Below are 12,191 nucleotides of genomic sequence, written 5' to 3'. Positions count from 1 at the left end.
TACTTCTTTAGTGGGTTTGATTCCGGAGTCGTAACCAATGGCCATCATCAGCGCAGCCGCACCCCGGCGGTTCCAGCTGCCAAGCTTCGGCGTGCAGGTCGCCATCGGTATGGCGGCAGGGCTGGTGCTGGGGCTGGCCGCGCGGGCAATCGGCAGCGACGGCGAGACCGCCAGCGGCCTCGCCCAAGCGTTGCAGACGATCGGGCAGATCTTCGTGCAGCTGCTCAAGGTGCTGGTGCCGCCGCTGGTGTTCACGGCGATCGTCGCCTCGATCGCGGCGCTGCGCGACCTAAACAATGCGGCGCGGCTGGTGGTGCGGACGCTGCTGTGGTTCGCGATTACCGCGGCGATCGCAGTGGCGATCGGCATCGCGCTCGGCCTTGTGCTCCAGCCGGGGCATCACAGCGCCGTGGCCGCCACCGCGGCGGCGGCGCCTTCGAGCACCGGGAGCTGGCTCGATTTCCTGAAGGGGCTGGTGCCGGTGAATTTCCTGGGGCTGGCGGCATCGACCCGGCTGGCGGAGGGTGGGGCCGTTACCGGGCTCTCGTTCAATGTGCTCCAGATCATCGTGCTCGCGGTCGCGATCGGTGCGGCGGCAGTGCGGGCGGGGGAGGCGGGGCATCGCTTCCTCGATTTCAACGCCTCGGCGCTGGCGGTCTTCCGGCTGCTGCTGCGCTGGGTGATCCGGCTGACTCCGATCGGCACTGCGGCGCTGATCGGCGACGCGGTGGTGCGTTATGGCTGGGAGTCGCTGGCGGCGCTCGGCACCTATGCGGGGGCAGTCTATCTTGGGCTCGCCCTGGTGCTGCTCGTCGTCTATCCGGCGCTGCTGGCGGCGCATGGTCTCAGCCCCTTGCGCTTCTTCGCCTCGGCCTGGCCGGCGATCCAGCTCGGCTTCGTTTCGCGTTCCTCGGTCGGCACGCTGCCGGTGACCGAGGACGTGACCGAGCGCGCACTCGGCGTCCCGCGCGCCTATGCCGCCTTCGCGGTGCCGCTGGGCGCCACGACCAAGATGGACGGCTGCGCGGCGATCTATCCGGCGATCTCGGCGATCTTCGTCGCGCAATTCTATGGCATCCCGCTGGGGATCGAGCATTATGCGCTGATCGCCTTCGTCTCGGTGCTGGGATCGGCCGCCACCGCCGGCCTAACCGGCGCGACCGTGATGCTGACGCTCACCCTTTCCACGCTGGGGCTGCCGCTGGACGGCGTGGGGCTGCTGCTCGCGATCGACCCGATCCTCGACATGGGCCGGACCGCGACCAACGTGGCGGGGCAGATGCTGGTGCCGGTGATCGTGGCGAAGCGGGAAGGACTGCTCGACGAGACGCGGTTCCGCGAAGGCGCACGCGAGGCAAGGGGCGAGCCGGCCCTTGCCTGAGGGTTTTGGCCGGGGTGAGCGGCGCGCTACGCGACTGGCGTCGCTCCCCCGGCTTCCTCTCCAAACCGATACCCGTCAGGCGTCGACCTTGATCACGCCGCGGCGGATCTGATCCAGCTCGATGCTCTCGAACAGCGCCTGGAAGTTGCCGTTGCCGAAGCCTTCATTGCCCTTGCGCTGGATGATCTCGAAGAAGATCGGGCCGAACATGTTCTCGGTGAAGATCTGGAGCAGGATGCCTTCGTCGCCGATATTGCCGTCGATCAGGATGCGGTTCCTGCGCAGGCGCTCCAGGTCCTCGCCGTGGCCGGGTACGCGCTTGTCGACCAGCTCGTAATAAGTCTCGATCGTGTCCTGCAGCTTGACGCCGCGGGCGCGCAGGCGCTCGACCGTGTCGTAGATGTCCGGCGTGGTCAGCGCGAGGTGCTGGATGCCCTCGCCCTTATACTCGCGGATGAACTCCTCGATCTGGCTCTTGTCGTCCTGGCTCTCGTTCAGCGGGATGCGGATCGCCTTGTCGGGTGCGATCATCGCCTGGCTGAACAGGCCGGTCGCCTGGCCCTTGATGTCGAAATACTTCTGCTCCTCGAAGCCGAAGAGCGTGCGGTAGAACTCGCTCCACACCCGCATCTGGCCGCGGCGGACATTGTGGGTTAGGTGATCGAGCAGGTCGAGCCCGACATTGTTCTTCGCCTCGGCCTCCCGCCAGCCGGGGAACTCGGCCCAGTTCTCGTAGAGGTCGATGCCGTCCTGGATGAAATAGAGATAGGATCCGCCGATGCCGAGGATGACGGTGTCGTCCTCGTCGGTGCGCTTGGCGCCGTGCTCGAGCGCCCAGGCCATCGCCTTGGCCGGATCGGCGACGCGAAAGGCCATGGCGCTGGCCGAGGGGCCGTGCTCGCCGCGGAAGGCCGCGACGCGGCCGGCCTCGTCGCGGTTGAGCATCAGGTTGATGCGGCCCTGCTTGTAGCGCGTGACGTTCTTGGTCGGGTGCCGGTGCGTCGGCACGAAGCCGAGCATTTCGAACTGCTTCCCCATCGCCTCGGGATCGGGCGAGGTGAATTCGACGAATTCGAAGCCGTTGAGGCCGAGCGGATTGGCAGGATCGGTCATGGGTGCACGCTCCAAGAAGGTAACGCGCGGGCTAGTCCGAAGTGCAGTTAGTGTCAATTGATACTAGTTGCGGTCAGAGTCCTTCGCCACCCACCCAGTGCGCATTGGAGAGGCGCCGGGCGACGCTCCAGGTCTGGGTGCGGATGTCCGGCACCGCGACGATTTCCCAGAAGGCCCCGCGCGTCATCGGACCCAGCGCGTAGAGATTGGCGTTGGGCCGGCCCCTGGCGTTGATCGTCTGGCCCTGATTGTCGACATCGATGCCCAGATGCGCGGCGTCGGGGCGGATGACGCCGCGTGCCGCGAGCTGCTGCAGCAAGGGTTCCTCGGTGCGGTTGAGGTCGCCAAGGGGGCCGGTGCAGTTGACGATGCGCTGGACGAGCATCGCCTCCGCCGTCTCGGCGCCGCGGCGGCGGAGTTTGACCTCGATGCCCCCGGGCTTCTCCTCGAAGCCGAGCGTCTTGCCTGCGATCACTTCGAGCTGGCCGCGCTCGACAACGGCCATCAGCCGGGCATGGACCTCCGGGGCGAGGCGGTGGCGATGCACGTCCCACCAGGGGCGGAGATGGCGCAGGAATCGGCCGCGCTCGGCCTCGCTGGCATTGCCCCACATCGCCTGAGTGAAGGGGCGGAGTTCGTCGACCGCGTTGCGCCAGCCGATTTCCGCGCCGCGCGCACGCACGGCGTGCAGCAACCCGGAGGCAGTGGTGGCGGGGCGCTCGGCCAGCTTCTTCCAGTCGCTGCCCGGCGCATGGGCGCGCGGCAGCAGGCCGCGGCGGGACAGCGCGACGATCTTGCCTTTGAACCCGCGCGCGTCGAGCAGCAGCACGACGTCGATCATCGTCAGGCCGGTGCCGATCACCAGCACGGTATCGTCGGGGCCGAGCCCTTCGGGCACGCTGGCGTCCCAGGGGTCGCCCTTGTAACGCTCCGCGGAGAGCTTCTCGGGATCGAGGCCGGGCGGATCGTGCGGGGGCAGGTTGCCGACCGCGAGCACCGCGGCGTCGGCCTCGATCGTGCCGGTCTTCAGCCGGACCTTCACGCCATCGCCGAATTCCAGGTCCTCGACTTCGTCGCGAACCAGCTTCAGCCGGTCGGGATGCTCGAGCAGCGCGGCGTCGAGCAGCTCGCGGAGATACTCGCCATAGGTGACGCGGGGGATGAAGGCGCTCGGCGCATCCTCCACGCCGCGCGCCTGGAGCCAGCGGACGAAGTGCGAGGGATCGTCAGGGAAGGCGCTCATGTTCGCGGCGCGCACGTTGAGCACATGGCTGGGATGCGCGGCGCCATAGGCGAGGCCCAGGCCCGCCACCGGCGCGCGCTCGATCAGCGTGGCGCGGGGCCCCTCGTGGCGAAGCAGGTTGACCGCCTGCAAGGTGCCGGAGAAACCGGCGCCGATGATTGCGACATGCTCGATCACGTCAGATTTCGTATTCGATCTGCCACTCGGGCTGTTCATAGGCCGGCTTGCGTGCCGCCATGCCGGGCTGGCGGGCGAGCATCTGCCCGTAAAGCCGCTTCACCGCATCGCTGGCGGTGCGGGCGAACAGCGCCGGGACGACGGCATGGACCACACAGGCTGCGCCCCCGACGATCATGGTGAAGCCGAATCGCGCGGCGGTGGCGGCATGCTCGCCATAGCTTTCGCCGACGGCGCGCGGATGGGACAGGAAGATGCGCTCGAACATGGGCGCCCTGTACGCCCCCCGGGCCGCACTGTGAAGTACAGCTTTTGCGATCCCAAGCCTGGCTTTGTTTGCAATGCGACGGCGCATGGCCGAACCTGGGGAAGAGGCGAGCCGGAGAGCACGCGCAGCGACGGGGGTTCCAACCGCGGACGGACTGTGGTTGGTTAGCGCTAACAATATGAGGGGATGACAGCTTGAGCGAGGATGCACGGTCCGACACCCCGTCGGCGCCCTTGGGCGAACATCATACGGCCACCCGCAACGAGAAGATGGTGATCGCGGCATCGTCGCTGGGCACCGTGTTCGAATGGTATGATTTCTATCTCTACGGCCTGCTCGCCACGACGATCTCGGCGCAGTTCTTCGCCGGAGTGAACGACACCACCGCATTCATCTTCGCGCTCGCGGCGTTCGCGGCGGGGTTCGCGGTGCGTCCGTTCGGTGCGCTCGTCTTCGGGCGGATCGGCGACCTGGTGGGGCGCAAGAATACGTTCCTGGTGACGATGGGGATCATGGGCGGATCGACCTTCGCCGTGGGCCTGCTCCCCAATTTCGCCACTGCCGGCGTGGCCGCGCCGATCCTGCTGGTGGCGTTGCGGGTGCTCCAGGGGCTGGCGCTGGGCGGCCAATATGGCGGCGCCGCCACCTATGTCGCCGAGCATGCGCCCAACCATAAGCGCGGGCTCTACACCAGCTGGATCCAGACCACCGCGACGCTCGGCCTGTTCGCCTCGCTGCTTGTCGTGATCGGCACGCGGTCATGGCTGGGCGAGGCGGCGTTCGCGAACTGGGGCTGGCGCGTGCCGTTCCTCGCCTCGATCCTGCTGCTCGGCGTATCGCTCTGGGTGCGGCTCCAGCTCAACGAGAGCCCGGTCTATGCCCGGATGAAGGCGAGCGGCAACACGTCCAAGGCGCCGCTCACCGAGGCGTTCCTGCGCTGGGGCAACCTGCGCATCGTCCTCATCGCGCTGTTCGGTGCGGTCGTGGGGCAGGCGGTTGTGTGGTACACGGGGCAATTCTACGCGCTGTTCTTCCTCGAGAAGACGCTGAAGGTCGACGGGATGACCGCGAACGTCCTGATCGCCATCGCGCTGGCGCTGGGCACGCCCTTCTTCGTGTTCTTCGGCTGGCTCTCGGACAAGATCGGGCGCAAGCCGATCATCCTGGCCGGATGCCTGCTCGCCTCGATCAGCTATTTCCCGCTGTTCCATGCGCTGACCCAGGCGGCGAACCCCGCGCTGGCCGAGGCGCAGGCGCGGGCGCCGGTGGTCGTCTCCACGCTCAATGCGCATTGCTCCTTCCAGTTCGATCCGATCGGCAAGAACAAGTTCGATGCGAGTGGTTGCGATGTCGCCAAATCCTATCTCGCCAAGGCTGGCGTTCCCTATGAGCATGAAGTCCTCCGCCTGTCGGACGATGTGACGATGTCGCCAGTGCCGGAGGATCAGGTCGAGGTGGCGATCGGCGGGAGCAAGGTCACTGCGCCGACCGCACTTGCCGGCATGGGCACGGGTGCCCGCAAGGCAGCGATCGCTGCCTTCCAGAAGGACCTCCAGGCCGCGCTCGCCGCTGCCCGCTACCCTGCCAAGGCGGACGATGCTCGGATCGACAAGCCGCTGGTGGTGGCGATCCTGTTCGCGCTCGTGCTGCTGGTGACCATGGTCTATGGCCCGATCGCGGCGATGCTGGTCGAGCTCTTCCCCAGCCGCATCCGCTATACGTCGATGAGCCTGCCCTATCATCTCGGCAATGGCTGGTTCGGCGGCTTCCTGCCCGCCACCGCCTTCGCGATGGTGGCGGCGACGGGGGACATCTATTACGGCCTCTGGTATCCGGTGGTGGCTGCGGCCGCGACGCTTGTCATCGGCCTGTTGCTGCTCCCCGAAACCTTCCGGCGGAAGATCGAGGAATGACCGTCGAAACCGTGCGCGCCTGGCTTGCCGAACATGCGCCGGATCTTGTCCTGATCGAGCAGGCGGCGAGCACCGCCACGGTGGCGGAGGCGGCGGCGACGCTCGGGGTCGAGCCCGGGCGCATCGCCAAGACGCTGGCGCTGCGGGTGGGCGATGCTGTCGTGCTCGTCGTCGCGCGTGGCGATGCGCGGCTCGACAATCCCAGGATCAAGGCCGAGTTCGCCGGCCGCGCCTCGATGCTCGGCGCCGAAGAGGCGGAGGCGCTGACCGGTCATCCGGTGGGCGGGGTCTGCCCCTTCGGGCTGGCAACTCCGCTGCCGGTCTATTGCGATGTCTCGATCCGGGGATTCGCGACGGTGTTTCCGGCGGCGGGCTCGCGCACCGCATCGGTGGAAATCGCGCCCGAACGCCTGGCGGCGCTGGTTTCGCGGCGTTGGGTGGACGTATGCAAGCCGGGGTGAGCAAATGCGCTTGACCCGCCGCGCAACCTTCCCTAACGGACCGCCTCCACGCTTCGGCATGGCCCCTTCGTCTAGCGGTTAGGACGCGGCCCTTTCACGGCTGAAACACGGGTTCGATTCCCGTAGGGGTCACCATCCGCCGCTCGCGGCGTGGTCTTCCACATCGATTGGCGTTCGCCGACGGCAGCAGGGGCTAGTCCGCCCAGGCCGCGTCTTCGACGTGCAGCTCGGCCGCGGGGCGGGAGCCCCAATCGTCGATCCTGGCACGGCCGGCGAGCCAGAGCTTGCGGTGGCGCGGGGCGGAGAGCAGCGCCTGGCCCAGCTCGGTATCGGCCTGTCGGAAGGCGACGGCCTTGATGCTGCGCCCGTCCGGCCCCGCCACGATCAGCCGCACATGCCCGCCCGTGCCGACCACATCGGCCTTGATCACCGTCACCGGCCCCGCCGCCACGCGCGGCGCCGGCCAGCCCATGCCATAGGGGCCGCCGGCCTCCATCGCGTTGACGAGCTCGGGGCAGACGCCGCCCGGGGCCACCACCGCGTCGAGCAGCAGCGCGCGCTCGCCCATCGCCTGGGTGACGCGTTCGGAAAGCCGCTCCTTGAGGAACTCGGCAAAGCTATCGAGCCGCTCGGCATCGATCGTCACGCCGCAGGCCATGGCGTGGCCGCCCCCCGCCCTGAGCAGCCCCGCATCCTTGGCGGCGAGCACCGCGGCGCCCAGATCGACGCCGGGGATCGAGCGGCCCGAACCCTTGCCGATACCATCCTCGTCGAGCGCGATCACGATCGCCGGCCGGCCGAGCTTCTCCTTGAGCCGCCCCGCGACAATGCCGATCACGCCGGCATGCCAGCCCTTGCTCGCAATCACCGCGACCGCGTGGTTCGCCTTGCGCAGGCTGAGCTCTTCCGCCTCGGCCTGCACGCCGGCCTCGATCGCGCGGCGCTCCTCGTTGAGCTGGTTCAGTTCCTCCGCGATCGTCCGTGCTTCCTCGGGATCGCGGGTGGTGAGGAGGCGCACGCCCAGGTCCGAGCGGCCGACGCGCCCGCCGGCATTGATCCGGGGGCCGAGCGCGAAGCCCAGGTCGGTCGCGGTCGGCGCGCGGGTGAGGCGCGAGGCCTCGATCAGCGCATTCAGCCCGATGTTGCGCCGCTGCGCCATCACCTTGAGGCCCTGGGCGACGAAGGCGCGGTTGAGCCCCTTCAGCGCCGCCACGTCGGCGACGGTGCCGAGCGCGACGATATCGAGCAGGTCGAGCAATTTGGGTTCGGCCCGGCTCGCGAAATAGCCGCGCCCGCGCAGCGTACGGATCAGGGCCGCGCCGAGCAGCCAGGCGACGCCGACCGCCGCGAGGTGGCCATGCGCCGCGCCCTCGGTCTCGTCGAGCCGGTTGGGGTTCACCAGCGCGAGCGCCTGCGGAAGCTCGGTGGTGCATTTGTGATGGTCGACGACGATCACCTCGGCGCCGGCGGCCTTCGCCATCTCCAGCGCCTCGAAGGCCTGGGCGCCGCAGTCGACGGTGACGATCAGGCTGGCGCCTTCGTGCTTGAGCCGCACCAGCGCCTCGCCCGAGGGGCCATAGCCCTCCATCAGCCGGTCGGGAATATAGGGGCGCGCCTCGAGGCCCAAATCCCGCAGAAGCAATATGAGCAATGCCGCGGAAGTAGCGCCATCCACGTCGTAATCGCCGAAGATCGCAACCTGTTCGCGCTGCTCGACAGCATCGGCGAGCCGCGCGGCGGCCTTGTCCATGTCCCGGAAGATCGAGGGGTCGGGCATGAAGGCGCGGATGCTGGGCGCCTTGTGCATGTCGAGTTCCTCGCGCGCCACGCCGCGGGCGATCAGCAATTGCGTCACCAGGTCGTCCGGCACCAGCCCGCCGCGCGAATCGGCGGCGAGCCCGCGCCAGTGCCAGGGCTGGCCGGTGATCGAGCGCTGGATGTTGAGGACTGCGGACATCGGAACAGCTATGGAACAGGGGCGGGGGCCTGTCCATTCCTCCGCCGTTTCGCTCCGGGCGGGTTATTCCGTCAGGGTCGACACTTGCTGGTGCAGGCGCCGGGCATAGGCCCTTGCGAACGCATCATGGACGCGGGCGACGCCGGGATCGACGGTGGTGCGCGCCTTCTCCGCGCTCAGGCGCTGGCGGTATTCGAGATATTCTCGGTCGTTCTGCGATGACATGGGGAAGCTCCGGCTTCAAGCGGCAGCTTTCCAGTTGCTGTCGGTTCGCGCCTTGCTCGGGGTGTCGGGCGCCAATATTTTGTAGTTACATGGTTTTTTCTGCGGTGGCGAGCGAATAGCGGCATTGCGGGTTCGGTTCGTCGCATTTCCCGCACGCCCTCGTTCAGGCTCGTTCGGGGCCCGCGAAACCGCCGGGCTGGCGCTTCCGCCAATCCGCGCCTACATCGCATCGCCTTATGGCCCGTCCGCGTCCCGCCCAAGAGAAAGTGAAGACCGTCGCCGAGAACCGGCGCGCGCGGTTCGATTATTTCATCGAGCAGACCTATGAGGCCGGCATCGCGCTCACCGGCACCGAGGTGAAGTCGCTGCGCTTCGGCGAGGGCTCGATCGCCGAGGCCTATGCCGAAGTGAACGACGGCGGCGTCTGGCTGGTCAATTCGAACATCCCCGAGTTCAGCCACGGCAATCGGTTCAACCACGAGCCCAAGCGCCCCCGTAAATTGCTCCTTCATGAGCGGGAGATAAACAAGCTCCATGGCGCGGTGGCGCGCGAAGGGATGACCCTCGTGCCGCTGTCCATCTATTTCAACGGGCGAGGCCGCGCGAAGGTCGAGCTGGCGCTGGCGAAGGGCAAGAAGACGCATGACAAGCGCGACTCGATCAAGGAGCGGGACTGGAAGCGGGAGCAGGGGCGACTGCTCCGCGACCGTGGTTGATCCCGCGCCCGCTTCGGGCAAGTCGCGTTTCCGCCGCTGGCTCGACAAGGCGACGCCCAGCCGCGAATCGGTCGAGAGCAATCGCTGGCTCCGCCCGGTCGCGAACCGGGTGATGCACAGCTCGCTTTGGCGATTCACGCGCCGCTCGGTGCCGCGCGGCGTGGCGCTGGGCGTGGTGACCGGCGTGTTGGTGCCGATGGGGCAGATTCCCGCCTCGGCCGTGCTCGCGCTCCCGCTGCGCGCCAATATCCCGGCGGCCGCCGCGACCACCTTCATCACCAATCCCTTCACGACGCCGCCGCTCTGGGTGGCGGCCTATTGGCTGGGCAGCTGGATGATCGGCCCCGGCGCGGCGATCGAGAAGGCGCAGGTGATCGAGCGGAGCTGGAGCGACTGGCTGGTCCACCAGGCCGGCCCGGCGACGCTCACCGGCCTGGTCACCATCACCGGCGCGCTTGCCCTGGTCGGCTATTTCGGCACCGCGCTGGCGTGGCGTCTGTGGATCGCCCGCAAATGGAAGCGGCGCGCCGATGCCCGGGCCGCGCGCGGCGGAGGACCCGTCATCACGGCGTAATAATGTTACGTTCGCCCGATTGACGGAGCCCATCGACGGTCTAAGACAGCCCGATCAACCATCGGGGGTTCCCATGCGCCTGTCGCTCCTCACCACCAGTTTCCTCGCCGCGCCCGTGCTGCTTGCCGGCTGCGCGCACAATGCCCCGCTGCCGGCCGTGCCGGTCGAGGCCGCGCCCGTCACCGAGCCCGATCCGGCGCCGCAGCCCGAAAAGCCCAAGCCGGTCTACGGCAGCTATGGCTTCGACACCGCCGGCATGGACCCCGCGATCAAGCCGGGCGACGATTTCTACAACTATGCCAATGGCGCCTGGGCGAAGAACACGCCGATCCCGGCCGACAAGTCGAACTATGGTTCGTTCAACATCCTGGACGACAACGCCAAGAAGCAGACGCACGAGATCCTCGATGCGGCGAAGGCCGATCCGAACTCGAAGATCGGCACTGCCTATGCCACTTATCTCGACACCGCGGCGATCGACGGCAAGGGCCTGGCGCCGGCCAAGCCGTGGCTCGACCAGATCAAGGCGCTGACCTCCAAGGCCGGCTATCCCGCGCTCGCCGCCGCCGCGCGCCGCAGCGGCGTGGGCGTGCCCTTCGCCACCTATGTCGGCCAGGACGACAAGGAGCCGGAAGTCTATGCGCTGAGCCTCTACCAGGCCGGGCTGGGCATGCCCGACCGCGACTATTACCTCTCGAAGGACGCCAAGTTCGTCGAGACCAAGGCGGCCTATCTCAAGCATCTTGCCAACGTGCTGACGCTCGCCGGCGAGCCCAACGCCGCGGCACGCGCCCAGGCGATCGTCGATTTCGAGACGAAGATCGCCGGGGTGCAGTGGACTCGCGTCGAGAGCCGCGACGCGACCAAGACCTATAACAAGATGACGGTCGCCCAGCTGCAGAAGTCGGCGCCGGGCTTCGACTTCAAGGCCTTTTTCGCCGCCGGCAAGACGCCGGTGGAAAATGTGATCGTCGGCCAGCCCAGCGCGGTTACGGGCATCGCCCGCCTGATCCAGCAGGCGCCGCTGGCGGTGCTGAAGGACCAGCTGCTGGTCCGCACGCTCGACAATTTCGCCGATGTGCTGCCGAGCGCTTTCGACAAGGAGCAGTTCGCCTTTTACGGCACCACCCTGTCGGGCACGCCGGAGCAGGAGGAGCGCTGGAAGCGCGCGGTGGACTTCACCACCGGCGCGCTCTCCGACGACGTCAGCCAAGTCTATGTCGCCAAATATTTCCCGCCCGAGACCAAGGCGGCTGCCGACCAGCTGGTGAAGAACGTGATCGCGGCGATGGACCGCCGGATCGACAAGCTCGAATGGATGGCGCCGGAGACCAAGGTGAAGGCGCATGAGAAGCTCGCCGCCTTCAAGCCGAAGATCGGCTATCCGGATCATTGGCAGGACTATTCGGCGCTGACGATCACGCCTGGCGACGCATTCGGCAACAATGTGCGCGCCAACAACTGGCAGTATGACGACAATGTCTCCAAGCTCGGCCAGCCGATCCGCCGCTGGGAATGGGGCATGACGCCGATGACGATCAACGCCTATGCCAATTTCGGCATGGTCGAGATCGTCTTCCCCGCCGCGATCCTGCAGCCGCCCTTCTTCGATCCCAACGCCGATCCGGCAGTCAATTATGGCGGCATCGGCGCGGTGATCGGCCATGAGCTGAGCCACCATTTCGACGACCAGGGCGCCAAGTACGACAAGGAAGGCCGCCTGACCGACTGGTGGACTCCAGCGGACGTCAAGGCGTTCAAGGCGCGCACCGACGCGCTGGTCGCCCAGTACGACCAGTATGAGCCGCTGCCCGGCATGCATGTGAAGGGCGCGCTGACGCTCGGCGAGAATGTGGCCGACCTGGCCGGCCTTACCGTCGCCTATGACGCGTACAAGGCTTCGCTGAACGGCCAGGCGGCGCCGGTGCTCGACGGCACCACCGGCGACCAGCGCTTCTACCAGGGCTGGGCGCAGGTGTGGCGCCGCAACTATCGCGAGGCGAATCTGCGCCAGCGCCTGCTTACCGATCCGCACTCGCCTTCGCAGCAGCGTGCCTGGGTCGTGCGCAACCTCGATCCCTGGTACGGGGCCTACAACCCCGATCCGGCAACCAAGCTGTTCCTGACGCCCGACAAGCGCGTCCGGATCTGGTGATCCGATTT

11 protein-coding genes and 1 tRNA gene are annotated in these 12,191 nt (G+C 67.6%); 7 read left to right on the top strand and 5 right to left on the bottom strand.

All coding sequences use genetic code 11. From position 1 onward, the window contains the following. The first annotated feature begins 37 nt into the window (after positions 1–37). Positions 38–1,381: a dicarboxylate/amino acid:cation symporter gene (locus FHR20_RS08690; protein WP_167299130.1), complete on the top strand. Its 1,344-nt coding sequence runs from the start codon at positions 38–40 to the stop codon at positions 1,379–1,381. A gap of 75 nt (positions 1,382–1,456) precedes the next feature. Here FHR20_RS08690 and hppD read toward each other — a convergent pair whose 3' ends face one another. The 3 genes from hppD to FHR20_RS08675 all read right to left on the bottom strand — a co-directional run bounded on the left by hppD (position 1,457) and on the right by FHR20_RS08675 (position 4,182). Continuing rightward, positions 1,457–2,494, bottom strand: a complete 1,038-nt coding sequence (hppD, locus tag FHR20_RS08685; RefSeq protein ID WP_167299129.1) for a 4-hydroxyphenylpyruvate dioxygenase — start codon at positions 2,492–2,494, stop codon at positions 1,457–1,459. 73 nt (positions 2,495–2,567) lie between these two features. Then, positions 2,568–3,914, bottom strand: coding sequence for an FAD/NAD(P)-binding protein (locus FHR20_RS08680; protein WP_167299128.1), 1,347 nt, complete (start codon positions 3,912–3,914; stop codon positions 2,568–2,570). 1 nt (position 3,915) lies between these two features. Continuing rightward, positions 3,916–4,182 carry a DUF6356 family protein gene (locus tag FHR20_RS08675; RefSeq protein WP_167299127.1) on the bottom strand — a complete coding sequence of 89 codons (267 nt, stop codon included), beginning with the start codon at positions 4,180–4,182 and terminating at the stop codon, positions 3,916–3,918. Between the two features lie 269 nt (positions 4,183–4,451). Between FHR20_RS08675 and FHR20_RS08670 the strand changes: the two genes are divergently transcribed. The 3 genes from FHR20_RS08670 to FHR20_RS08660 all read left to right on the top strand — a co-directional run bounded on the left by FHR20_RS08670 (position 4,452) and on the right by FHR20_RS08660 (position 6,691). After that, positions 4,452–6,095 (top strand): MFS transporter, encoded by a 1,644-nt coding sequence (locus FHR20_RS08670; RefSeq protein WP_167299438.1) that lies wholly within the window; start codon positions 4,452–4,454, stop codon positions 6,093–6,095. Further along, positions 6,092–6,556 (top strand): YbaK/EbsC family protein, encoded by a 465-nt coding sequence (locus FHR20_RS08665; protein WP_167299126.1) that lies wholly within the window; start codon positions 6,092–6,094, stop codon positions 6,554–6,556. Before FHR20_RS08670 ends, FHR20_RS08665 begins: the two co-directional genes overlap by 4 nt. 60 nt (positions 6,557–6,616) lie before the next feature. Then, a tRNA-Glu gene (locus FHR20_RS08660) sits at positions 6,617–6,691 on the top strand. Between the two features lie 58 nt (positions 6,692–6,749). Here the strand turns inward: FHR20_RS08660 and recJ are convergent. Both recJ and FHR20_RS08650 read right to left on the bottom strand, forming a co-directional pair. Then, on the bottom strand, positions 6,750–8,513 hold the full coding sequence (gene recJ, locus FHR20_RS08655; protein WP_167299125.1) for a single-stranded-DNA-specific exonuclease RecJ: 1,764 nt from the start codon (positions 8,511–8,513) through the stop codon (positions 6,750–6,752). A 63-nt stretch (positions 8,514–8,576) separates the two neighbouring features. After that, positions 8,577–8,738, bottom strand: coding sequence for a hypothetical protein (locus tag FHR20_RS08650; RefSeq protein ID WP_167299124.1), 162 nt, complete (start codon positions 8,736–8,738; stop codon positions 8,577–8,579). Between the two features lie 236 nt (positions 8,739–8,974). Here FHR20_RS08650 and smpB point away from each other — a divergent pair, with 236 nt between their 5' ends. The 3 genes from smpB (at position 8,975) to FHR20_RS08635 (ending at position 12,183) form a co-directional block, all read left to right on the top strand. Then, positions 8,975–9,454, top strand: a complete 480-nt coding sequence (gene smpB / locus FHR20_RS08645) for an SsrA-binding protein SmpB (RefSeq protein ID WP_086129916.1) — start codon at positions 8,975–8,977, stop codon at positions 9,452–9,454. Next, a complete protein-coding gene (locus FHR20_RS08640; protein ID WP_286710948.1) occupies positions 9,447–10,028 on the top strand; it encodes a DUF2062 domain-containing protein in 582 nt (193 codons plus the stop codon). Before smpB ends, FHR20_RS08640 begins: the two co-directional genes overlap by 8 nt. Positions 10,029–10,101: 73 nt before the next feature. After that, positions 10,102–12,183 (top strand): M13 family metallopeptidase, encoded by a 2,082-nt coding sequence (locus FHR20_RS08635; RefSeq protein WP_167299122.1) that lies wholly within the window; start codon positions 10,102–10,104, stop codon positions 12,181–12,183. The last annotated feature ends 8 nt before the right edge of the window (positions 12,184–12,191 follow it).

The organism is Sphingomonas leidyi (genome assembly GCF_011761945.1).
Classification (GTDB): domain Bacteria; phylum Pseudomonadota; class Alphaproteobacteria; order Sphingomonadales; family Sphingomonadaceae; genus Sphingomonas; species Sphingomonas leidyi.
This window is presented reverse-complemented; position numbering and strand designations above follow the sequence as displayed.

Excerpts from the sequence above, each read along its gene's own strand:
- FHR20_RS08690 (WP_167299130.1), top strand. The coding sequence starts at position 38 with ATGGCCATCATCAGCGCAGCCGCACCCCGGCGGTTCCAGCTGCCAAGC.
- hppD (WP_167299129.1), bottom strand. The coding sequence starts at position 2,494 with ATGACCGATCCTGCCAATCCGCTCGGCCTCAACGGCTTCGAATTCGTC.
- FHR20_RS08675 (WP_167299127.1), bottom strand. The coding sequence starts at position 4,182 with ATGTTCGAGCGCATCTTCCTGTCCCATCCGCGCGCCGTCGGCGAAAGC.
- FHR20_RS08670 (WP_167299438.1), top strand. The coding sequence starts at position 4,452 with ATGGTGATCGCGGCATCGTCGCTGGGCACCGTGTTCGAATGGTATGAT.
- FHR20_RS08665 (WP_167299126.1), top strand. The coding sequence starts at position 6,092 with ATGACCGTCGAAACCGTGCGCGCCTGGCTTGCCGAACATGCGCCGGAT.
- recJ (WP_167299125.1), bottom strand. The coding sequence starts at position 8,513 with ATGTCCGCAGTCCTCAACATCCAGCGCTCGATCACCGGCCAGCCCTGG.
- FHR20_RS08650 (WP_167299124.1), bottom strand. The coding sequence starts at position 8,738 with ATGTCATCGCAGAACGACCGAGAATATCTCGAATACCGCCAGCGCCTG.
- smpB (WP_086129916.1), top strand. The coding sequence starts at position 8,975 with ATGGCCCGTCCGCGTCCCGCCCAAGAGAAAGTGAAGACCGTCGCCGAG.
- FHR20_RS08635 (WP_167299122.1), top strand. The coding sequence starts at position 10,102 with ATGCGCCTGTCGCTCCTCACCACCAGTTTCCTCGCCGCGCCCGTGCTG.